Genomic DNA, 24,402 nt, shown 5'->3' with positions numbered 1-24,402 from the left:
TGAAGAGCATGGCGTGGTGCTGGAATTTATTAAACCGGGAAAACCCACGCAGAATGCCTTTATCGAACGTTTTAACCGAACGTACCGGACAGAAATACTGGATTTTTACCTGTTCAGAACACTGAATGAAGCGAGGGAAATCACAGAGCGCTGGCTGACGGAATACAACAGCGAACGGCCTCATGAATCCCTGAATAACCTGACGCCGGAAGAATACCGGCTGATGGCCGAGGAACCGGAAATCTCAAAAAGTGTGTGGAACTAAAAGCGGTCTACTTACAGTACGACTCTGCTGATTCACGCTCTGGAAATGAATGAAGGAGGGCTTTCTCCCGTAGAGGAACGGATACTTCAGGAGATCACGATCATGAATTGTCGTAAATCCAGGCTCATTGTTATTTCTAGCGCTGTTCCCCTGAGTGATTCTGACGCGCTTGAACGTATTCAGCAGAAGTCGTGCTGATGATATTCAGCGCGTCGTGTCTCGTGAAACATTTTCACCTTATGCGTTGAGCGCTCGACATTAGTATGAAAACTCGCTATCTTTGGGCATCTGGATGTCTAAACGTTTAAACGTATGCTTTGAGGATATAAGGTTATGCCAATTCGGGTTCCTGATGAGTTACCAGCCGTTAATTTTCTGCGTAATGAGAACGTCTTTGTCATGACGTCCTCGCGTGCTAAAACGCAGGAAATTCGCCCACTTAAAGTGCTGGTTCTGAACCTGATGCCAAAAAAGATCGAGACTGAGAACCAGTTTCTACGCCTGTTATCCAATTCTCCCTTACAGATCGATATTCAGCTGCTACGCATTGATAGCCGTGAATCAAAGAATACGCCAACCGAGCATTTGAATAACTTCTACTGCAATTTCGACGATATTCAGGACGAAAATTTTGATGGCTTGATTGTGACCGGCGCACCGTTGGGGTTGGTCGATTTTTGTGATGTTGTCTATTGGCCGCAGATCGCGCGTGTCATTGAATGGGCAAAAGAGCATGTCACATCCACACTATTCGTGTGTTGGGCTGTACAGGCCGCTCTCAATATCCTCTACGGCATTCCCAAGATGACCCGTAAGGAAAAGTTATCGGGTGTTTACTCGCATCACACGTTACAACCCCACGCTTTGCTGACCCGCGGCTTTGACGAAACATTTCTGGCTCCACATTCACGCTATGCAGATTTTCCAGTTGATGTGATTCGGGAGCATACGGATTTGGATATTCTGGTCGAGTCGGAGCAAGCTGGTGCTTACCTGTTTGCCAGTAAAGATAAACGTCTGGCGTTTGTTACCGGGCACCCAGAGTATGATGTCTTGACGCTCGCAGGAGAGTTTTTCCGTGATTGTGACGCTGGACTCGATCCGGCTGTTCCGGTTAACTATTTCCCAGATGATAATCCTGAACTGGCACCGAAAGCGAGCTGGCGTAGCCACGGTCATCTGCTTTTTGTTAACTGGTTGAACTACTATGTTTACCAGATTACGCCTTATGATTTACGCCGGATGAACCCTACGCTGGACTAACCAATCCTGATTCTTTTCTCTGAGGCACCTTCAACGGTGCCTTTCTTTTTTGTGCTGAACCAATTCACCTCTGTTAGTTAGTGAAAATCATTTCTCTTCTTTTTGGATTTTAATATTCATTTTTATCATGAAGTTATTTTTGTTTTTCCATAAAAATGGAAATTGTTTTTGATTTTGTTTTTTCTTGTATTACGCTTAATTCTGTCGGCTAAGAAATGTACATACGGGTTTGCCGATCTGGCGGTTGTTGATAAATGAAGCGGAATCTGAAAAGGAACCACGAATGATGCAGCAGACGATAAACAGAGAGTTGGCATTTAGTCAGCGTTTTGGCGAAGGTGAGAAGCAAATTCTTACGGAAGAGGCGATTGATTTCTTAACGGAGGTGGTTGCACATTTCACGCCAGCACGTAATCAATTACTCGCCGAACGGCAGGTACAACAGCGTAATATCGATCAGGGTAAACTACCTGATTTCATTTCAGAAATGGCTTCCATTCGTGATGGGGCATGGACAATACGCGGTATTCCCGATGACCTTCAGGATCGTCGCGTTGAAATTACCGGTCCGGTCGAACGCAAGATGGTGATCAACGCATTGAATGCCAATGTGAAAGTGTTCATGGCGGACTTTGAGGATTCATTGTCACCAGGATGGGAAAAGGTGATCGACGGGCAAATCAACTTACGTGATGCCGTACGCGGTACGATTTCCTACATCAATGAAACTGGAAAAATCTACCAGCTTAAACCCAATCCTGCCGTATTGATTTGTCGTGTGCGCGGTTTGCATTTGCCTGAAAAACACGTGTCCTGGCAGGGGGAAGCGATTCCCGGCAGCCTGTTCGACTTCGCGCTGTATTTTTTCCACAACTATCAGGAACTGCTGAAGAAAGGGAGCGGCCCTTATTTCTATCTGCCAAAGACACAGTCATGGCAGGAAGCGGCCTGGTGGAACGATGTCTTTTGTTACACGGAAGATCGCTTTGATCTGCCGCGCGGGACGATCAAAGCCACCGTATTGATTGAAACGCTGCCTGCTGTTTTCCAGATGGATGAAATTCTCTATCACTTACGTGACCATATTGTTGGGCTGAACTGTGGCCGCTGGGATTATATTTTCAGCTATATCAAAACATTAAAGAACCACAGCGATCGCGTTCTGCCCGATCGTCAGTCGGTGACGATGGAAAAACCCTTTCTTAGCGCTTACTCACGGCTGTTGATCAAAACCTGTCACCGTCGCGGTGCGTTCGCTATGGGCGGGATGGCGGCGTTCATTCCGAGTAAGGAAGCGGAACGCAATAACTGGGTATTGGATAAGGTACGTAAAGACAAAGAGCTGGAAGCTCACAATGGTCACGATGGTACCTGGGTGGCTCATCCGGGGTTAGCTGATGCCGTGATGGAGGTGTTTGACCGAGCATTAGGTGAACGCAAAAATCAGCTCGATATCAGCCGTGAACAAGATGCGCCCATTCGCGCCGAGGAGTTACTGGAGCCTTGCCCGGGAGAGCGAACGGAAGTGGGGATGCGTGCGAATATCCGCGTTGCGGTGCAGTACATCGAAGCATGGATATCCGGTAATGGCTGCGTCCCGATTTATGGACTGATGGAAGATGCGGCGACGGCAGAAATTTCTCGCACTTCAATCTGGCAGTGGATTCGCCACGGCAAGACGTTGAACGATGGTCGTGTGATCACCAAAGCGCTGTTCCGCCAAATGCTGGCCGAAGAGATGTTCGTGATTCAAGAGGAACTCGGTGAGGCTCGTTTCAGCGGAGGACGCTTTGATGAAGCTGCTCGGCTGATGGAGAAAATTACCACGCAAGATGAGCTGATCGACTTCCTGACACTACCCGGCTACGCATTGCTTGATTAATCCTGACTGAATAATAAAAAGGAATCTCTGCTATGACGACCTCTCGTACCCAACAAGTCCAGTGTATCGAAAAAGAGTGGAAAACCGCGCGCTGGGAAGGCATTACGCGCCCCTACAGCGCAGAAGATGTGATTAATCTACGTGGTTCGGTGAACCCGGAGTGCACGCTCGCGCAGCTCGGCGCGGCGAGACTGTGGAATCTGCTGCATGGTGATTCCCGCAAAGGCTATGTCAACTGTCTGGGCGCGCTGACGGGGGGGGCAGGCTTTACAGCAGGCGAAAGCGGGTATTGAAGCCATTTACCTTTCCGGCTGGCAGGTGGCGGCAGATGCCAATCTGGCATCCAGCATGTATCCCGATCAGTCGCTCTACCCTGCAAACTCCGTACCTGCGGTGATTGAACGCATCAATAATACTTTCCGGCGCGCCGATCAGATTCAGTGGGCGAACCGCATTGAGCCGGGTGATAAGCGTTATACCGACTACTTTCTGCCGATTGTGGCGGATGCGGAAGCTGGGTTTGGTGGTGTGCTAAATGCGTTTGAGCTGATGAAATCGATGATTGAAGCGGGCGCGGCTGCGGTTCACTTTGAGGATCAACTGGCATCGGCGAAGAAATGCGGGCATATGGGCCGGTAAGGTGCTGGTGCCGACTCAGGAGGCCGTTCAGAAGCTGATTGCTGCGCGTCTGGCGGCGGATGTTTTGGGCGTGCCCACCTTGCTGGTCGCGCGAACTGATGCGGATGCGGCGGATTTGTTGACTTCCGACTGTGATAAGTATGACCGTGATTTCATTACCGGAGAACGCACGGTGGAAGGCTTTTACCGTACGCGTGCCGGGATCGAGCAGGCGATCAGCCGTGGTCTGGCGTATGCGCCTTATGCCGATTTGGTATGGTGCGAAACGTCAACGCCGGATTTATCGCTGGCGCGTCGTTTTGCTGAAGCCATCCATGCGAAATTCCCTGGTAAGCTGCTGGCGTACAACTGCTCGCCCTCCTTTAACTGGAAGAAGAATCTCGATGACAGCACGATTGCGCGTTTTCAGGATGAGCTGTCGGCGATGGGCTACAAATATCAATTTATTACGCTGGCTGGCATCCACAGCATGTGGTTCAACATGTTTGACCTGGCGCATGCCTATGCGCAGGGCGAGGGGATGAGGCACTACGTAGAAAAAGTACAACAGCCTGAGTTTGAAGCGATTAAAGACGGTTATACCTTCTCATCGCATCAGCAGGAGGTTGGCACTGGCTACTTTGATAAAGTGACGAACATTATTCAGGGAGGCGAGTCTTCAGTGACGGCACTGACGGGATCGACGGAAGAACAGCAGTTCTGATCCTGCCCGGTCAGCGTTTGGCTGGCCGGGTCTCATCTGGAGATCATGATGACGCGTGACCTTGAAAAGCTGGTGGCGCAGACGATCCTGCAAGGGTTTGATGCGCAATATGGACGTTTTCTCGAAGTGACGGCGGGTGCGCAGCAGCGCTTTGAACAGGCTGATTGGTCTGCCGTACAACAGGCAATGAAACAGCGTATTCATTTATATGATCACCATGTTGGTCTGGTGGTCGAACAGCTGCGCTGTATTACCGGCATCCGCTGTGATGATGCGGATTTTTTGGCTCGTGTGAAGCATATCTACACTGGCTTACTGCCGGACTACCCACGTTTTGAGATCGCTGAAAGTTTCTTTAATTCCGTCTATTGTCGGCTGTTTAACCATCGGGAACTGGCGCCTGACAAGCTGTTTGTTTTCAGTTCTCAGCCTGAACAACGGTTTCATGAGATTCCCCGGCCTCTTGCCAAAACGTTTGTACCCACTGACGGCTGGCAGAGCATGCTGGAAAGGCTGCTGAGTGATGTGCCACTGCGTTTACCGTGGGAAGATTTGTCGCGTGATATTGGCTATATCGCGGCGTCTTTACAACGCACCTTCTCAGCGGAGCAGCTTGCGCAGGCGACGTTACAGGTGGCGAATGAGCTTTTTTATCGTAACAAAGCGGCCTGGCTGGTGGGCAAACTATCGCTCCCTGACGGTGTTTTTCCATTCCTATTGCCGATTCACCACAACGAACGCGGTGCGTTATTTATTGATACCTGCTTAACCAGTCAGGCTGACGCCAGCATAGTGTTTGGTTTCGCCCGCTCTTACTTCATGGTATATGCTCCGCTGCCATCGGCGCTGGTGGCCTGGCTGCGTGACATTTTACCGGGGAAGACAACGGCGGAGCTTTATCTTGCCATTGGCTGCCAGAAGCACAGTAAAACCGAGTATTACCGCGAATATCTGCATTACATTGCGGCATCAGAAGAGCAGTTCATTATCGCTCCCGGCGTGAAAGGCATGGTGATGCTGGTGTTTACTCTGCCTTCGTTCGATCGGGTATTTAAGGTCATCAAAGATCGTTTCGCGCCGCAGAAAGAGGTGAGCGCGGAGCGGGTCATGGCATGCTATCAACTGGTGAAAGAGCACGATCGCGTTGGGCGCATGGCGGATACGCAGGAATATGAAAACTTCGTCATTGATAAGCATCGTATCAGCCCGGAACTGCTGGATGAACTGTGGCTGGAGGTGCCGGAAAAGCTGGAGGATCTGGGCGACCAACTGGTGATCAGACACTTGTACATGGAGCGCAGGATGACGCCGCTGAACCTTTATTTGGAACAGGCAAACGCACAGCAACTGCACGATGTGATTGAAGAGTATGGTAACGCTATCAAACAGCTGGCTGCGGCGAATATTTTCCCCGGCGACATGTTATTCAAGAATTTCGGCGTCACGCGTCATGGGCGAGTCGTATTTTATGACTACGATGAGATCTGCTACATGACTGAAGTGAATTTCCGCAAGATCCCGCCGCCACGTTACCCAGAGGACGAACTGGCCGCAGAGCCGTGGTACAGCGTCGCGCCAAATGATGTCTTTCCCGAAGAGTTCCCCCATTTCCTGTGCAGCGACCGGCATATTCGTACACTGTTTGAGGACATGCACGGCGATTTGTTTTGTGCGGACTACTGGCGAGCACTACAGCAGCGTATCAGGGAAGGCCATATTGAGGATGTTTACGCCTACCGACGGAGGAAGCGTTTTAGTCAACGCACCGAACCGCTATATATCACTACTGGGAATGATTCTGGCCTTTGCCGTTATCCGGCGTAAAAAATTATGCAGCGGTGGGCTCGACTAGCGGTCAGGAACACCGATGGAACCGCGTCAGCGGCATAATTTCTCGCCGAGAGCCTGGGGTACACAGGGCGGCGGCGACTGAGCGCCCTGTGTCGGGCGCGTGCTACGAAGTAGCATGAAAATAACGGTATTATTGCGCACGAAATCTTCCCACAGTCTGCATAAACATGCGCCTAAAAGGCTTATAACCCACTGTATTCCTGCATAACCTGTTTAGCGGATTTGATCACCAGCGCGCCGAGTTCTGTGACGCGGTCATCCGTGATGCGCGACACGGGGCCAGAGATGGAAATGGCGGCGAAGGCATCGTGATGTTCATCCAGAATACAGGCCGCGATACAGCGTAGCCCCAGCGCGTGCTCTTCGTCATCGAACGAATAGCCCTGTTTGCGAATCAGCACGAGATTTTCCTTCAGGGTTTGCGGGGAACTGAAGGTGTGTGGCGTATAGCCGTGCAGTCCTTTTTTGTGCAGCAGTTGCGTAACCTGCGCATCGGGCAAATGTGCCAGAAACGCTTTCCCGGCACCCGAAGCGTGCATAGGCAATTTACCGCCGATGGGGGCGGACATGCGCATCAGCGCCGTGCATTGTACCTGATCGATGATGATCGCCTGACTATCGGTCTGATCGAGCACGGCCAGATTGACTGTCTCGCCCGAATCTTCCATTAGCTTGCGTAGGATAGGATGCACAATCGCCAGCAAGTTGCGGCTTTGCAGAAAGCTGCTGCCGACGATAAACGCGTGTGAAGCAATCGTCCACAGCCCTAGATCGCCAACCTGACGCACAAAGCCCTGTTGCTGCATGGTAGTGAGCAGGCGGTGGGTCGTGGAATTCGGTAAACCGGCCTGTTGAGCGAGATCGGTTAGCGCCACGCTGCCGTTTGCTTTGGCGATATATTCAAGCAGCGTCAGGCCACGGGTCAGCGACTGAACCTGCCCGGTTGGCTGCGCGGTGGTGCCCGTACTGACTCTGGGTTTCTTCCCGCGTTTGGCTGGTTCTGGTGGCGTCATGGCGTCGATTCCTTTTTAGAGTAATGGAATTGATTTTCGTTTTTTTACCACAGAATGCAACTCTTCTTTCTCTGTGCTTTTTATCAGCGAATGAACTGAAAAAGTCTCATGCTGCACGGCGTTAGTGTGTTCATTACTTATGCTAGGATATACCCGTCATACTCCAAGCTGCATGTGCGTTGGCTTCCCTTACTCACCCCAGTCACTTACTTATGTAAGCTCCTGGGGATTCGTGCGATTGCCGCGTTACGATGCTCATTGCTGAGCATCGCCCTAAAGGGCTAACGCTTCGCGTTGTTCAAAACGTTAACGTTTTGTCCTGCAACTCGGATTATTTTGGGTATAGACACTATATATCGTATTTATTGGCCGGGAATGGGGTTCGCGTGAGTAATCGGATAGACGAATTGCGGCGTCAGTTGGCGCAACGCATTATGGTGCTGGATGGTGGTATGGGCACCATGATTCAGGGTTATCGCCTACAGGAAGCAGATTATCGCGGCGAGCGCTTTGCTGACTGGCCAAGCGATGTGAAGGGAAATAACGATCTGCTGGTGCTGACCAAGCCACAGGTGATTAGCGAAATCCATGACGCCTATCTGGAAGCCGGTGCCGATATCCTCGAAACCAACACTTTCAACGCCACCACCATTGCGATGGCGGACTATGATATGGAAGCGCTGTCGGCGGAAATCAACACCGTTGCTGCACAGCTGGCGCGTGCCAGCGCGGACAAATGGACGGCGTTAACGCCGGATAAGCCGCGCTATGTTGCCGGTGTGCTTGGCCCGACAAACCGCACCGCGTCGATCTCCCCCGATGTTAACGATCCTGCGTTTCGTAACGTGAGTTTTGATCAACTGGTGGATGCATATCGTGAATCGACACGGGCACTGATCGCAGGCGGTGTCGATCTGATCATGATCGAAACCATTTTCGATACCTTGAATGCTAAAGCGGCAAGTTTCGCCGTCGAAAGTGAATTTGAGGCATTAGGGATCGTACTGCCGGTTATGATTTCCGGCACGATCACGGATGCGTCAGGGCGTACGCTATCCGGCCAGACAACAGAAGCGTTTTACAACTCCTTACGCCATTCCCGCCCGCTTTCCTTCGGCCTGAACTGTGCGCTGGGGCCGGATGAGCTGCGTCAGTATGTCGCTGAGCTATCGCGTATTTCAGAATGCTATGTGAGTGCGCACCCGAATGCGGGGCTGCCTAACGCCTTTGGGGAATACGATCTGGATCCGGCTGATATGGCGAAACATATTGGCGAATGGGCGCAAGCCGGTTTTCTGAATATCGTCGGCGGTTGCTGTGGATCGACGCCTGCGCATATTGCCGCGATGGCGAAAGTGGTGGAAGGCGTTCCGCCACGTAAGCTGCCGGAGATCCCAGTGGCTTGCCGTTTATCCGGCCTGGAACCGCTGAATATCGATGCCAACACGCTGTTTGTTAACGTTGGGGAGCGGACGAACGTCACCGGCTCTGCACGTTTTAAACGTCTGATCAAAGAAGAAAAATACAACGAAGCGCTGGATGTTGCCCGCCAGCAGGTGGAGAGCGGTGCGCAGATCATCGATATCAATATGGATGAAGGCATGCTGGATGCGGAAGCGGCGATGATCCGCTTCCTGAATCTGATTGCCGGTGAACCTGATATCGCCCGTGTGCCGATCATGATCGACTCCTCAAAATGGGATGTGGTTGAAAAGGGGCTTAAATGCATTCAGGGCAAAGGAATTGTTAACTCAATCTCCATGAAAGAAGGCGTTGAGGCCTTTATCCATCACGCTAAGCTGGTGCGGCGCTATGGCGCAGCCGTGGTAGTGATGGCATTTGATGAAGTCGGTCAGGCGGACACTCGTGCGCGCAAAATTGAAATTTGTAGCCGGGCGTACCGCATCCTGACAGAAGAAGTCGGCTTTCCACCGGAAGACATTATTTTCGATCCGAATATTTTCGCTGTGGCGACGGGGATCGATGAGCACAACAACTACGCGGTGGATTTCATCGAAGCCTGTGCGGACATCAAGGCGCAATTACCGCATGCAATGATCTCCGGTGGCGTGTCTAACGTGTCCTTCTCATTCCGTGGTAACGATCTGGTCCGTGAGGCGATCCACGCGGTCTTCCTGTATTACGCGATCCGCAATGGGATGGATATGGGGATCGTGAACGCCAGCCAGTTGGCGATCTATGACGATCTCCCTGTTGAACTGCGCGATGCGGTAGAGGATGTGATCCTTAACCGTCGCAGCGATGCCACCGAGCGTATGCTCGATCTGGCGGAAAAATATCGCGGCAGCAAAACGGAAGATGAAGGTAGCAAAACGCAGGCGGAGTGGCGCGGCTGGGATGTGAAGAAACGTCTGGAGTATTCGCTGGTTAAAGGCATTACTGAATTTATCGAGCTGGATACCGAAGAAGCGCGCCAGCAGGCGACGCGGCCGATCGAGGTGATCGAAGGCCCGCTGATGGACGGCATGAACGTGGTCGGCGATCTGTTTGGTGCGGGCAAAATGTTTTTGCCGCAGGTAGTAAAATCCGCTCGCGTGATGAAGCAGGCCGTCGCTTATCTCCAGCCCTACATTGAAGCCAGCAAAGCCAAAGGTACGTCCGCCGGGAAGATCCTGCTGGCGACGGTAAAAGGTGACGTCCACGATATCGGCAAGAATATTGTCGGTGTGGTGCTGCAATGTAACAACTACGAAATTATCGATCTGGGTGTGATGGTGCCGACGGATAAGATCCTGAAGACCGCGCGTGACGAGAACGTCGATATCATCGGGCTGTCCGGGCTGATTACCCCATCGCTGGATGAAATGGTCAACGTGGCGAAAGAGATGGAGCGACAGGGATTCACGCTGCCGCTGCTGATTGGCGGCGCGACGACGTCTAAAGCGCATACCGCTGTGAAGATTGAGCAGAATTATAGCGGCCCGACGGTCTACGTACAGAATGCCTCACGCTCTGTTGGCGTGGTGTCGGCTCTGCTGTCCAGTGCGCAGTATGACGACTTCGTTGCGCGTACCCGTAAAGAGTATGAAACCGTGCGTATTCAGCACGCGCGTAAAAAACCGAGAACGCCGCCCGTGACATTAGAGGCTGCACGCGCTAACGCCTCGGATCTGGATTGGGAAAACTATACGCCGCCGGTTGCGCATCGTCTGGGCGTGCAGGCAGTCACGGCCAGCATCGAAACGCTGCGTAATTACATCGACTGGACGCCGTTCTTTATGACCTGGTCGCTGGCGGGGAAATATCCCCGCATTCTGGAAGATGAGGTGGTAGGTGAAGAGGCCAAGCGCCTGTTTGCTGATGCCAACGCGATGCTGGACGACTTGTCTGCACGCGGCGCGCTGAACCCTCGTGGCGTGGTGGGACTCTTTCCGGCGAACCGCGTGGGTGATGACGTGGTGATTTATACTGATGAGCGGCGCGAAACGGTGCTGTCAGTGAGTCATCACCTGCGTCAACAGACGGAAAAAACCGACTTCCCGAACTACTGTCTGTCCGATTTTGTGGCACCGAAATCCAGTGGTAAACCGGATTATCTTGGGGCGTTTGCGGTGACCGGCGGGCTGGAAGAGGATACGTTGGCCGATCTGTGGGAAGCGCAGCACGATGATTACAACAAGATCATGGTGAAGGCGATTTCTGACCGTCTGGCGGAAGCCTTTGCAGAATACCTGCATGAGCGTGTGCGCAAGGTGTACTGGGGCTATGCGCCGAATGAGAATTTGAGTAATGAGCTGCTGATTCGTGAGAATTATCAGGGGATTCGTCCTGCGCCAGGTTATCCGGCTTGCCCTGACCACACTGAAAAAGCACAAATCTGGCAGTTGTTGGATGTAGAAAAGCATACCGGCATGAAGCTCACCGAATCTTATGCCATGTGGCCGGGTGCGTCGGTATCCGGCTGGTATTTCAGCCATCCTGACAGCAAATACTTCGCCGTCGCGCAAATCCAACACGATCAGGTGGAGGATTACGCGGTACGTAAGGGTATGAGCGTTAGTGAAGTTGAGCGCTGGTTAGCGCCAAACCTAGGCTATGATGCGGATTAAGGAATTGAGTAAGTGACTTACTGATAGTGTTGTCTGAATTATGTATTGCAGGGTGGGCGTTTCGTGCGTGATAAGCCACATTTTTCTCTGTGACACTAGCGCCACGCCCGACATAGGGCAGCTCAAACGCCGCTTGCCCTATGTACCCAGGCTATTGGCTGAAATCCTGCCGCTACGCGGTGCCTTCGGAATCATTGAACGCTTATCGAGCCGCCAGTGACGCGTTCCCTACGCGGCACTGGCTTTCGCGACGTCCTGTCGCTCACTCGGCGTTCACTGATACCTCAGCATGATTTCTGATGCCAGCCAAAGAACCTTCCCTACGCTAACTAAGGTGTTCAGGATTTAGAATGCATTTCAATGAGAATAGTTATCAGTCTTATTGATGCGCTCGCTACGCAATGATAAGGTGAATAACGATCTCTGTAGCGAATACGTCGCTGCGTCACGTCATTTCCACTAACCGCTGGCCTGATTCTGGGCGTTAAACAGGATGAGGGTATCTTCCCGCTCATGCTCAAACGACTCTTTTCCATTGAGGATTTCTTCGACATCGGTGAACGTTACGGGATTGATTACCACTTCCCGCAGCTGTCGTCTTGCCGCGATCGCACGAAAGAAAAACGTATCGTGGTGCAGGGTGATGTCGAAGAGATGACGCTGTCCTCCGGGATTTGCCTGACGAATTCTAATGTGCGCGTGTTGCAGCCTTACGAATCGACGTCTTTGCACTGCTGTCCGTTCTATACACTGGTGGTGCTGGAAGGTCGTGTCGCGTTGCGCCTGAACGGCAAGGAGTTTGTCGTGCGCTCAGGTATGGCATTCAGCACCCGATTGGGTGACCCGTTAATCATGAACGCCAGCCATCTTGCGGACTGTCACCTTCGCACCGTGTCGCTGGGTATTTTCCCCACCACTTTCGCTTTGGATCCGCTGTTGGGCTCGTTGCTGAACGAATGGGAACAGGGCGGTAATCCGACGTTTTTATGGCAGGTTCCCGGCTATTTATTATCCGGATTGCAGCACGCACTGGAAAATACCGAGCCGGGATTATCGCGCCAGCTGATGCTGGAAGGGGTGATGCTACAGTTGTTAGGGCAAGGTCTGTCATTCGGGCAACGTGGGGGAGAACGGCGCGTATTGCCCCCGCGTGGCGAACAGGAGCGACTGGAGAACGTTCGGCGGCTTCTGGCGCAACAGCCTGAAAAAGAGTACACCCTCAATGAACTGGCGCAGATGGCCGCGATGAGCCCCAGCAGCCTGCGTACCAAATTTCGTCAGGCGTATGGTCATTCGGTCTTTGACTATCTGCGCGATTGTCGGCTGGAACTGGCCCGACGCTATCTGGTACAGGGATACAGCGTTCAGCAGGCGGCCTGGATGTCGGGCTACCAGCACGCGACCAACTTTGCCACCGCTTTCCGGCGACGTTACGGTATGGCGCCGAGCGATGCGCGTATGGTCAGCTAACGTTTCCTTCCAACCCATGAACCCTTTACTCCTGACTTTTCTGCCGTGCCGCTCGTCTGGCGTTTTCTCGCGGAGTTCCCGTTTTGTCATTACGCATACATAAGTTGTCACTGCGCATAGCTACCGCCAGACAGAAAACGGTAATAATTCTTATTTACAATAATAAAGTCTGTGGAGATTCCCATGTTCAGAAAAACGCGGCTGGCGCTGGTGGTTGGCTGTTTCACCAGTGGATTGACGGTGTCGGCATTCGCGCAGGAGACGCCATCTTCTTCTCAGGGCGATACGCTAGTCGTGACGTCTCAAACACAACGTGGTGCAACCAAGCTGGAAACGCCCGATATTGAGACTCCTCAGGCTGTTTCTATCATTACACGTGACCAGATTCAGGAGCAGGGGGCGACCAGCGTTCGTCAGGCGGTCGGCTATACGCCGGGCGTGTATAACAACCAAATCGGCGCGTCCAACCGCTTTGACTACATGGTACTGCGCGGCTTTTCCGATGGCAGTCTTGATAACGTCTATCTCGACGGGCTGAAAATGATGGGCGATACCAACTCCCATAGCTCACTGGTTATCGATCCCTGGTTCCTTGACAGCATTGAAGTGGTCAGAGGCCCGGCGTCCGTACTCTACGGGCGTTCTTCTCCGGGCGGGATTGTGGCGCTGAATTCCCGTCAGCCGTCGTTCGATCGCAGCGGACAGATCAAACTGTTTGCAGGCAATAATGCGCAGCGTGGTGCGGCGTTTGACGTTACCGGGCCGCTGGATGATGACGAACGTTTTGCATTCCGACTCGGCGGGATGGTGCGTGAGGCCGATACCCAATTTGGACCGCTGAAAGAAGAACGCTATGCGATTGCGCCTAGCCTACTGTGGCGGATTTCCGACAAAACTCGTCTGGAATTGATGGCTTACCTGCAACGCGATCCCGAGGGTGGCAGCCATTCAGGTTTACCGTATGAAGGCACTGTGGTTGCGCATAACGGGCGGAAAATCTCGAACACCTTCTATGAAGGGGAAGAGAATTATGAGAAATACGACCGTAAGCAAAACATGGTGGGATACAACTTTGAACATGGTTTTGATAGCGGCTGGGCGGTGCGTCAAAAAGTGCGTTATCTGCGTACCAAAGTACATTTGGATCAGGTGTACGCCTATGGCTGGACGCAGCCGAGCGCTGATACGCTGACTCGCTACTACTCCGGTTCCCGCGAGTCGCTGTCGGCGCTCACGTTAGATAATCAGCTTGATGGTAACGTGGATACCGGTGCAGTGAACCACCGTCTGCTGGTGGGGATTGACTATCAGCAGCGTAATAACAATATGGACTGGCCTTCGGGTTCCTTCCCGGCAATCGACGCATTTAACCCGGTTTACGGTGCAGGGCCAACAGACATGTCCGCCACACTGGAAAAGCACAAGCTGCAACAGACAGGCATCTATGTGCAGGATCAAATGAGTTGGGAACGCTGGCGTTTAACGCTGGGTGGTCGCCACGATCGGGTAAAAGTGACCCACATTAACCAGACCAATGGCACACACAGTGAGCTGGATAAAAACAACTTTAGCTCGCGTGCCGCGTTGCTCTATTTGTTTGATAGTGGTTTTGCGCCGTATGTCAGCTACTCTACGGCCTTTACGCCAACCAGCTTCGCCGATGATAACGGCAACGTGCTGGAACCGATGAAAGGCAAGCAGTGGGAAGCCGGGATGAAATATCAGCCTGAAGGTTCTCAGGATCAGTACAGCCTGTCGGTATTCCGTATTAATCAGAAAAATGTGGCGACCAAAGTTCAGCCTAACGATCCTTACCGTTCGATTGGTGAAATCGAGTCGGAAGGGGTGGAGTTAGAGGCCGTGAGCCATCTTACCGATAATCTGCGCCTGCAAGCGGCCTATACCTATACGGATATTCGCTATAAGAAAAGCAGCGTAGCTGAGCAAGGAAAACGTGCGGTGTACGCGCCGCGCAATCAGGCCAGCGCCTGGGCCAGCTATGATGTTAAAAGCGGTCCGCTGGACGGCCTGACGATTGGTTCTGGCGTGCGTTACGTGAACGGTGTGACCTCCGATCGCGCCAATACCCACACGCTGCCTTCTTATACGCTGGTGGATATGGCGGTGGGATACGATCTCTCGAAGGTCGGCCTGAAAGGGCTGAGTGCGCAGCTTAATGTCAACAACCTGACCGACAAACGCTACGTGGCGGCCTGTAACTCGCTGGAGTTCTGCTACTTCGGTGCCGAGCGCAGCGTAGTCGGCAGCGTCTCTTATTCGTTCTGATTGCGTGTGTTGCTGCAATACAACGAAAAAGCCGGGGAAACCCGGCTTTTTCACGTGATGTATTCGCTAGCGATTAATACAGGCCAATCGCTTTCCACCACAATAGACCCGCGCTCATGAAAATCGCCTGATTCACCAGACTGACGACGAAACCAGTGCGCCACCAGATGGCGGTGGGCACGTAGCCCGCACCGAACAGGATGGGACCCCGTGCGTGCGTATATTGCGTCAGTGAACAGTACAGGCTACTGGTAAACGCTAGCATGAATGCCATTGGCACCGCTGGAATATTCAGGTTGATCCCGACACCAAGGAACACCGCAAAAAGTGCGGCGATCTGCGCGTTGCCGCTGGCGAAGAAATAGTGGGTGTAGAAATAGGCCGCATTCAGCAATAGCAGCACCAATACCCAACTGGTTCCCTGCATCAAATGACCGATATTGCTGCCGATGAGATCGCCAAACCAGTTGGTGAAGCCGAGCTTTTTCAACTGATTCGCCATCATTAATAGGGCAGCGAACCAAATCAGCGTATCCCAGGCTCCTTTCTCACTCTTCACGTCTTCCCAGCTCAGTACGCCGGTTAACAGCAGGAAAGATAGCCCGACGAACGAGGCCGTTGTGGCATCCACGCCTAATTTATCGCCGAAGATCCACAGCACTAGCAGCAGGACAACGGTGAATGCCATCAGCCATTCACCACGGCTCATGTTACCCATTTTTGCCAGTTCTGCGACGGCCAGTTTTGGTGCATCCGGCGTATGACGAATTTCCGGCTTGGTCAGCCAGTAGACAAGCAGCGGGACAACCGCCAGAGAGAGTAAACAAGGCACGAGCGCAGCCAGAAACCAGCTTCCCCAGGTAATGGTTACGCCCGCGTTGGCTGCGAGCTTCACCGCCAGCAGGTTGCCGGTGTAAGCGGTCATAAACAGCGCTGCTGTCACGTCGTTAACGTTACCGATACAGGTAATCAGGAAGGTACCAATCTTACTGCGCGAGGCATCTTCCGGTTTGGAGTCGAAGCTGCGCGACAGCGAATCGGCAATCGGATAAATAATCCCACCGCAGCGTGCCGTGTTGCTTGGCATCGCGGGGGAAAGTACCAGATCGGCAAAAGCCAGACCGTAAGCCAGACCCAGTGTGCGTTTTCCCAACATACGGATCATCTGCAAGGCGATGCGGCGGCCCAGCCCTGTTTTGATAAAGCCGCGTGCGATCATGAAGGCGACAACAATCAGCCAGATCAGCGAGCTGTTTAGGTCGCTGAGTGCAGTTTGTATTGCGCCGCTGGCCGTTGTATCCCCCGCGGCATACGTCAGTGCAAAGAGTGTAATGCTAATAATACCAATAGCCCCAATCGGGAGCACGTTAGCGACAATAGACACGATCGTGGCGACGAAAATGACGGCAGAGTGCCAGGCGGCGGGGCTTAGGCCGGTAGGGGGCTCCATTTGCCAAAAAAAGGTGGCGATGGCAAGAATGACGAGCAGTGGGAGCCAGTTCAGTCCATATGAGGTTTTCGTTTTCATCCATTTTCCTTACTCTGGGTCAGTAGAATGGGGCGAGGTTATAACCCATAAGAGTTATAGGGATAAAAAGAGCATAGCGTTAACCGGGGAAGGCGTGAGGCAAAATTATCGGCTTATTGATTTGGATTCTGTTTTTTAAATATTGTCAGTTAATTAATTTTTATCAGTCCTTGATCGCTGGACGATTTTGCTTTGACGCGGGCTTCCTCGCAGTACGGTCTGCCAACATCTGGTAAGATAGTCGTTCATTATGTCATCACCACACGTTTAACTGGAGGCGCGGACTTTTGTTAACACTGCTGAATCTCCTTTCTGCGATTGCGTTACTGGTATGGGGCACTCACATTGTCCGTACCGGTATCATGCGGGTTTATGGCACCCAGTTACGGCGGGTTCTCAGCGATAGCGTTGAGAAAAAACCGTTGGCTTTTATGGCTGGCATCGGCGTTACTGCGCTGGTGCAGAGCAGTAATGCGACCGCGTTGCTGACGACCTCTTTTGTCTCCCAGGGGCTGGTGGCATTAACACCTGCGCTGGTGATTATTCTCGGGGCGGATGTCGGTACGGCACTGATGGTGCGAATTCTGACGTTCGATCTGTCCTGGCTTTCTCCGCTGCTGATTTTTCTGGGCGTGATATTTTTCCTCAGCCGTAAACAAACGCGGGTTGGTCAGGTGGGGCGCGTGGCGATTGGGCTTGGGCTCATTTTGCTGGCGTTGGAAATGATTGTCGTGGCTGCGGCTCCTATCACACAAACGTCGGGCGTGAAGGTGCTGTTTTCCTCGCTGACGGGCGACGTCATGCTGGATGCACTGGCTGGCGCGCTGTTCGCGGTGATTACTTATTCCAGCCTGGCCGCCGTGTTGCTGACGGCAACCTTGACGGCAAGCGGTGTGATCTCGCTGGAAGTCGCAATGTGTCTGGTCATCGGTGCCAATCTGGGCAGCGGGTTACTGACGATGATGAGCACCTCGACGCAGAATGCGGCAGGCCGGCGCGTCGCGCTCGGTAGCATGCTGTTCAAATTGATAGGCTGTTTAGTTGTGCTGCCGCTGGTTGAGCCGCTTTCGCGCTGGCTGACGCGCATTCCGTTAAGCGCCGAAGAGCTGGTGATCTACTTCCATCTGTTCTACAACCTGATTCGTTGCCTGCTGCTGATTCCGCTTACTGGTGTGGTCGCGCGGCTGTCCTGCGCGATGATTGCGGATTCGCCGCAGGTTGATCTCCAGATGAAACCGCGCCATCTGGACACCAGCTCGCTGGACACGCCTGCGCTGGCGCTGACCAATGCTGCACGAGAAACGCTGCGTATTGGCGATGTGCTGGAGCAAATGCTGCGTTTGTACCGTGAAGTCTTACAGGGCGACCATATGCAGCGGCGGGAGATTCGCCGACTTGATGATGATGTCGATATCCTTTACACCGCGATTAAGCTCTATCTGGCGCAGATTCAGAAAGACGGCTTGGATGAGCGAGATTCTCGGCGCTGGGCTGAGGTGATCGAAGTGGCGCTGAATCTGGAACAGGCGGGAGATATTATCGAACGCATGGCTGATGACATTGCCAATCATTCCTCGGGCGTACGCATGGCGTTTTCCGCGCAAGGGCTGGAAGAGTTGAACCTCCTGCATGAACAACTGCTGGCAAATCTGCGTCTGGGGCTGTCGGTTTTCCTGTCAGAGGATGTTACCAGTGCGAAACGCCTGCGCCGTGCCAAGCACCGCTTCCGCATTATGAACCGCCGTTATGCACATGCGCATGTCGATCGTTTGCATCAGCACAACGTACAGAGTCTGGAAACCAGTTCGCTCCATTTGAGCCTGCTTGGGGACATGAACCGATTGAATTCACTGTTCTGCGCGGTGGCGTATAACGTCTTGATTGTGCAGCAAGATGGGGAAGAGGAGCGTGAGGAATCGCCGCTGACACTGTGATTTCCTTTGGCGGGAGCCTCTTAGTTATACTTTATGCAAAGCGCAAACGGGGCGGCCTGTTATCCGGCGTAAGAAATTATGCTGAGGAGATAGCAGGCTTAGGATGAGCCGCATGGATGCGGCGAAAGCTTGCGCCACGTCGGGAACGTGTCGCAAGCGGTCCGTTAAGCTTGATACCGACGAAGGCATCGCGCAGCGACATAATTTAGCTGAAAGCCAGGGTTCACAGGGCGACGGCGATTGAGCCGCCCTGTGTCGGGCGCGTGCTACGGGGTAGCATGAAGATGATTATATTCTGGCGCACGAAACTGTCTCCACACCTGCATAAAAATATGACGAAGAGACAGATTAAGCGGAGCTAACTTACTCGAACAGGCTGCGGTGCAGCGTTTGCACGACTCGCTCGGCGTCATCACCCGGTACCAGGAAGCACAGGTTGTTGCTGCTGGCGCCGTAGCAGATCAGGCGGATACGGAACGGTTCCAGTACGCCAAATACTTCTTTCCCGACGCCACAGGCCTGAGACAGATTGTTGCCGATCAGCGCGACCAGCGACAGATTCTCTTCAACCTCTACCCGACACAGCGATGACAGTTCGGTCAGTAAGGCGCTCGACAGCAGGCTGTCACCCGTTGAGGTGGAACCGGTTGTATCAAGCGTCAGCGCGACGTTGACTTCTGACGTGGTGATCAGGTCAACGGAGATGTTGTGACGCGCCAGAATGCTGAACACTTCGGCCAGAAAACCGCGTGCGTGTAGCATATTCAGGCTATACAGCTTAAGCAGCGTTTGTTTACGACGCAGCGCCAGTGCGCGGAACAGCGGCGGGTTTTCGGTTTTATTGCACACCAGCGTACCGCCAGCGGCGGGATCTTTGCTTGAGCCGACGAACACGGGAATATCGCTACGTACCGCAGGCAGCAACGTGGCCGGGTGAAGGACTTTCGCGCCAAACGTGGCCATTTCGGCGGCTTCTTCAAACATGATTTGGTCAATGCGTTTTGCGGTCGGCACCACGCGTGGATCGGTGGTGTAGATGCCGGGAACATCGGTCCAGATATCAATCCGGCTGACGTTGAGTGCTTCGCCCAGCAGCGCCGCAGTATAATCGCTACCGCCGCGACCCAACGTGGTTGTGCGGCCTTTCGCCTCGCTGCCGATAAAGCCCTGAGTGATCACCAGACCTTGCTCAAGACGCGGCTGTAACTGGCTGCGAGTCAGTTCACCTAGCACGTCACAGTCCGGCTGAGCACGGCCAAAGTGATCGTCGGTACGCATGATCTTGCGTACATCAAACCATTCAGCAACGACATCACGTTGGCGCAAAATCTCAACAAACAGCAGGGTAGACATGAGTTCGCCGTGGCTGACCAGTTCATCGGTCAGGGCGTTGGACGTCGCGAGTGCCGCCGCTTCAGACAGCGTGGTAACGCTGTCCAGCATGCGATCAATCTCATCGCGAATCACGCTTTGGTTGGTCAGCTTGTCGATGATGGCGTACTGGATCTGGCGGATTTTTGCCAGATGCTCGGCGCGCGTTTCGGGCGTTTGACCTTCCGCGAGCGCGACCAGTAAATTGGTGATACCTGCCGACGCCGACAGCACCACAACGCGCACATTCGTGTTGGATAACACCACATCGGCACTGCGATTCATGGCGTCAAAGTCCGCCACGCTGGTGCCGCCGAATTTGGCAATAACGGTAGAGTTCGCGTTTGCGGATACTTCAATTGCAGACATGTCAAAAACCTCGTGTCAGGGGGTAGGCTGTTTTCAGTAAACAGCATTCCATTAATCAGCCTTGGCACAGGGGGAGAGCAAAAGTAGGGGGCAGGCGTAGAAAATCACTACGATACACCCAGAAGCGCTCCACCTTGCTGGACGTCCATCAGGACTAATCCGGTGACAACCCAGAGGATTCAGCCTCTGTAGTCGATAGGGTGAAAGCCGTATTTCACCACATCTCGGCGTCGCTCCCCCTCGGATATCATCAGCGGATTACGGTTCCTCCGATATCTTACCTGGGCGACGCGCCTCTTCTGGCTTGCACACCGAGTGTGCAAGTACGGTGTTACAAATAACGGGTTATGCGGTTTCTGTCAATAAACAATCTGTCAGCAAACTACAAGCAGTCAGTAAACGACAGGGCATAAACCGCTTTTAGCAAGAAAAGGGATCTCAATCGGGATTTTAAGGGATACAATCGATTCAGTCACTTTGAACTCATGCTTAGAGAGAAAGTCGCATTATGAAAAATATCAATCCAAGCCAAACTGCCGCCTGGCAGGCATTACAAACCCATTTTGACGCGATGAAAGACGTGCAAATCAGCGAGCTGTTTGCACAAGATAGCGATCGTTTCGCGCATTTTTCCGCAACGTTCGACGATCAGATGCTGGTGGATTACTCCAAAAACCGCATTACGGCGGAAACGATGGAAAAGCTGCACGCGCTGGCGCGAGAAACGGATCTGTCTGCGGCGATTCATTCCATGTTTGCTGGCGAGAAAATCAACCGCACGGAAGACCGCGCCGTTCTGCACGTTGCCTTACGTAACCGCAGCAACACGCCGATTCTGGTGGATGGCAAAGATGTGATGCCAGAAGTCAACGCCGTGCTGGCGAAGATGAAAGATTTCAGCGAACGAGTAATTGGCGGTGAGTGGAAAGGCTATACCGGCAAAACAATTACCGATGTGGTTAACATCGGTATCGGCGGCTCCGATCTGGGCCCGTTCATGGTAACGGAAGCGCTGAAGCCTTATAAAAATCACCTCAATATGCACTTTGTCTCCAACGTTGACGGCACGCATATCGCTGAAACGTTGAAGCCGCTGAATCCAGAAACCACGCTGTTCCTCGTCGCGTCGAAAACGTTCACCACGCAAGAAACCATGACCAATGCGCACAGCGCTCGCGACTGGTTCCTGAAAGCGGCGCAGGACGATAAACACGTCGCCAAGCACTTTGCCGCACTGTCCACCAACGCGAAAGCTGTTGGCGAATTTGGTATCGACACTAACAACATGTTCGAATTCTGGGACTGGGTGGGCGGACGCTACTCCCTGTGGTCGGCGATTGGGCTGTCGATCATTCTCTCTTTAGGATTTGATAACTTTGAAAAACTGCTCAGCGGTGCGCACGCGATGGACAAGCACTTTGCTTCCACGCCAGCGGAGAAAAACCTGCCCGTGCTGCTGGCGCTGATCGGCATTTGGTACAACAATTTCTTCGGTGCCGAAACTGAAGCGATTCTGCCGTACGACCAATACATGCACCGTTTTGCAGCCTATTTCCAACAGGGAAATATGGAATCCAACGGGAAATCTGCCGATCGCAATGGCAATCCGGTGGATTACCAGACCGGGCCGATTATCTGGGGCGAACCGGGCACGAATGGCCAGCATGCATTCTACCAACTGATCCATCAGGGCACCAAACTGGTTCCGTGTGATTTCATTGCACCAGCGGTTAGCCATAACCCATTAAGCGATCATCACAGCAAGTTGCTGTCGAATTTCTTTGCACAGACGGAAGCGCTGGCGTTTGGTAAGAGCCGTGACGTGGTGGAAGCAGAATTTGCAGCGGCAGGCAAAAGTGCAAAAGAGGTGGAACACGTCGCGCCGTTTAAAGTGTTTGAAGGCAATCGTCCAACCAACTCTATCCTGCTGCGTGAAATCACCCCATACAGCCTGGGCGCGCTGATTGCGCTGTATGAGCACAAAATCTTCACTCAGGGCGCGATCCTGAACATCTTCACATTCGATCAGTGGGGTGTGGAGTTAGGGAAACAACTGGCGAACCGTATTCTGCCAGAGCTGGAAAATGACAGCACGATCGACAGCCATGACAGTTCCACCAACGGACTGATCAACCGCTTCAAGGCGTGGCGTCGTTGAGCGTGTTGTTAGGCGTCAGGTGCTAAAAATGAAAAAGTGAGGAGAAAGCTCCTCACTTTTTTTATGGTTACCCGTTACAAATTGATAGGAATTTCAATACCGATACCTGCACCGACATCATCACTGGTGCCGTGGTTGCTATCGGTGTACCAGGCCATGGTATCCAGTTTGATTTTTGAGTCAAAGTCATAGCCCCACCCTAACTCAATCCCTTTTAGCGTATCTGAGCGAGGGAATGCACGGTTGATACTTTGGCTGTTGGGATTCACTTTGGCGTACATGATGCGAGTACTCCAACGTTGCCCGTCGTCGAGCGCCAGTTCTACTCGACCAGAAAGTACCTGCGCATCGCCACCTGCGGTATATCCCAGCGGATACCCTTGCTGATAATATCCATTCCTATAGATATGATGGTTATAGGTAACATTATCCGCGCTACCATTAGTTCGTGTATCCGTTCCCTCAATATTCCAATTGATGGTAGACGTGCCCCATTCGGGGTGGCCTTCAATGCCGAGTAGGTAAAAGTTTTTGGATGGTAGCATCCCCGCTTCATCTTCACCCACTAGCTGCCCATACAAACTAATCGGAGCACCGACAAGCGTTGCCATTTTCAGCTTGAAATCAAATCCCGCTAGCTGATTACCTGGTTCTTCGTTCGTGCCTGTGTTATCACGTCCGGCTACACCATCCCAAAATGAACCCCACGAACGAGGGCGTCCTTCTCCTCCCCATTGCATGATGCGGGAAGCGCCGAGCTCAAGAAATTCTGTCGGTTGAATTGACAAGCGACCACCGATAATTTTTGTGTCAGGTACGGCGCTGTATTGCTCTAATTGCCCGGCAGAGAGTTGATATTGCCAGCGACCCATCCATGACAGCCAAGGCGTTTCAAACGGTGATTGATCGGCGCGCTGTAAGATAAATCCTGTGACCGGACGAGCGGCGTCGGATCGTATCAAACTCCCTTCATAGCCTGGTCCCCACCATTGTGAGACTTTCCCGAACGACAACCATTGATTAAAAATCTTCACCGCCCCATAGGAGCCATCAATATTTCCACGGGACTGATCTGCAATGGTTTGGTTGCCTTCAAGTGTTCCTTTAAGGTTGATATCCCAGAATTCATCGCTGGCGCCGACACCGATAGACAATGCATGATCGCTGTTGTGTCGGCTATCGAAGCCTTGGGGCAGGCCGGGTCTGTCTGTTGATGTATAGCCCGTGATACGAACATTCGATTTAAGCTGGCCGATCCGTTGTTCAACGCGGGTGATCACGGCTTTTTCTGTTGCCGTGACTGGTTTGGCTCGAGAAAGAGCAGATTCAATTTCTTCCTGACTTAGAGGCCAGGTGGTCAAGCTAGTCTGGATAACACCGCGATCGGATAGCCAGGACAGATCGTTACGAAGCGTCTTGTCTGGTGCGATAAGGCCTGCCGCATGACTAGTCGACACACATAAAAACGAACCTATAAGGGTGGCTAAGCATTTTTTCATCGCCATACAATGGTTTCCTTCATGTATTGTCTTAATATATCTACTAATTCGTGTTAATTACGTGAATGTGCTCGATGCTCAGTTCCTTTCCCATCAGGCGG

13 protein-coding genes, 1 pseudogene and 1 riboswitch are annotated in these 24,402 nt (G+C 52.6%); of the genes and pseudogenes, 10 read left to right on the top strand and 4 right to left on the bottom strand.

What is annotated here, in order from left to right; genetic code table 11:
* The 5 genes and pseudogenes from KKH3_RS17485 to aceK form a co-directional block, all read left to right on the top strand.
* Positions 1–265 (top strand): integrase core domain-containing protein (locus tag KKH3_RS17485; RefSeq protein WP_039361953.1); only part of this gene is annotated, 265 nt, incomplete at its 5' end.
* A gap of 333 nt (positions 266–598) precedes the next feature.
* Positions 599–1,528: a homoserine O-acetyltransferase MetA gene (gene metA, locus KKH3_RS17480; RefSeq protein WP_039361951.1), complete on the top strand. Its 930-nt coding sequence runs from the start codon at positions 599–601 to the stop codon at positions 1,526–1,528.
* A 283-nt stretch (positions 1,529–1,811) separates the two neighbouring features.
* Positions 1,812–3,410 carry a malate synthase A gene (gene aceB, locus KKH3_RS17475; RefSeq protein ID WP_039361948.1) on the top strand — a complete coding sequence of 533 codons (1,599 nt, stop codon included), beginning with the start codon at positions 1,812–1,814 and terminating at the stop codon, positions 3,408–3,410.
* Positions 3,411–3,442: 32 nt separating this feature from the next.
* A pseudogene (aceA, locus tag KKH3_RS17470) lies at positions 3,443–4,752 on the top strand (isocitrate lyase).
* A 48-nt stretch (positions 4,753–4,800) separates the two neighbouring features.
* Entirely contained in the window at positions 4,801–6,576 is a 1,776-nt protein-coding gene (aceK, locus tag KKH3_RS17465) for a bifunctional isocitrate dehydrogenase kinase/phosphatase (protein WP_039361946.1), read from the top strand.
* A gap of 209 nt (positions 6,577–6,785) precedes the next feature.
* Here the strand turns inward: aceK and iclR are convergent, their stop codons facing one another.
* The gene (gene iclR / locus KKH3_RS17460) at positions 6,786–7,616 is read right to left on the bottom strand and encodes a glyoxylate bypass operon transcriptional repressor IclR (protein WP_039361943.1); all 831 of its coding nucleotides are present in this window, start codon (positions 7,614–7,616) and stop codon (positions 6,786–6,788) included.
* Positions 7,617–8,002: 386 nt separating this feature from the next.
* Here iclR and metH point away from each other — a divergent pair, with 386 nt between their 5' ends.
* The 3 genes from metH to foxA all read left to right on the top strand — a co-directional run bounded on the left by metH (position 8,003) and on the right by foxA (position 15,442).
* A complete protein-coding gene (gene metH, locus KKH3_RS17455; RefSeq protein WP_039361940.1) occupies positions 8,003–11,686 on the top strand; it encodes a methionine synthase in 3,684 nt (1,227 codons plus the stop codon).
* 513 nt (positions 11,687–12,199) lie between these two features.
* The gene (locus KKH3_RS17450) at positions 12,200–13,156 is read left to right on the top strand and encodes an AraC family transcriptional regulator (protein WP_039361937.1); all 957 of its coding nucleotides are present in this window, start codon (positions 12,200–12,202) and stop codon (positions 13,154–13,156) included.
* 183 nt (positions 13,157–13,339) lie between these two features.
* Entirely contained in the window at positions 13,340–15,442 is a 2,103-nt protein-coding gene (foxA, locus tag KKH3_RS17445; RefSeq protein WP_039361934.1) for a ferrioxamine B receptor FoxA, read from the top strand.
* Positions 15,443–15,515: 73 nt separating this feature from the next.
* Here foxA and KKH3_RS17440 read toward each other — a convergent pair whose 3' ends face one another.
* Positions 15,516–16,970 carry a DASS family sodium-coupled anion symporter gene (locus tag KKH3_RS17440; RefSeq protein WP_039361932.1) on the bottom strand — a complete coding sequence of 485 codons (1,455 nt, stop codon included), beginning with the start codon at positions 16,968–16,970 and terminating at the stop codon, positions 15,516–15,518.
* 287 nt (positions 16,971–17,257) lie between these two features.
* Between KKH3_RS17440 and KKH3_RS17435 the strand changes: the two genes are divergently transcribed.
* A complete protein-coding gene (locus KKH3_RS17435; protein ID WP_039361930.1) occupies positions 17,258–18,904 on the top strand; it encodes a Na/Pi cotransporter family protein in 1,647 nt (548 codons plus the stop codon).
* 363 nt (positions 18,905–19,267) lie between these two features.
* Here the strand turns inward: KKH3_RS17435 and lysC are convergent, their stop codons facing one another.
* The gene (lysC, locus tag KKH3_RS17430) at positions 19,268–20,644 is read right to left on the bottom strand and encodes a lysine-sensitive aspartokinase 3 (protein ID WP_039361929.1); all 1,377 of its coding nucleotides are present in this window, start codon (positions 20,642–20,644) and stop codon (positions 19,268–19,270) included.
* Positions 20,645–20,758: 114 nt separating this feature from the next.
* Positions 20,759–20,951, bottom strand: a riboswitch (Lysine riboswitch).
* 201 nt (positions 20,952–21,152) lie between these two features.
* Here lysC and pgi point away from each other — a divergent pair.
* Complete coding sequence (gene pgi, locus KKH3_RS17425) at positions 21,153–22,802, top strand: glucose-6-phosphate isomerase (protein WP_039361926.1); 1,650 nt, start codon at positions 21,153–21,155, stop codon at positions 22,800–22,802.
* 74 nt (positions 22,803–22,876) lie between these two features.
* On the opposite strand, the gene KKH3_RS17420 is transcribed toward pgi, so the two are convergent.
* Positions 22,877–24,307 (bottom strand): capsule assembly Wzi family protein, encoded by a 1,431-nt coding sequence (locus KKH3_RS17420; RefSeq protein WP_412458871.1) that lies wholly within the window; start codon positions 24,305–24,307, stop codon positions 22,877–22,879.
* Between the last annotated feature and the right edge of the window lie 95 nt (positions 24,308–24,402).

The organism is Pectobacterium actinidiae (assembly GCF_000803315.1).
GTDB lineage: Bacteria > Pseudomonadota > Gammaproteobacteria > Enterobacterales > Enterobacteriaceae > Pectobacterium > Pectobacterium actinidiae.
This window is presented reverse-complemented; position numbering and strand designations above follow the sequence as displayed.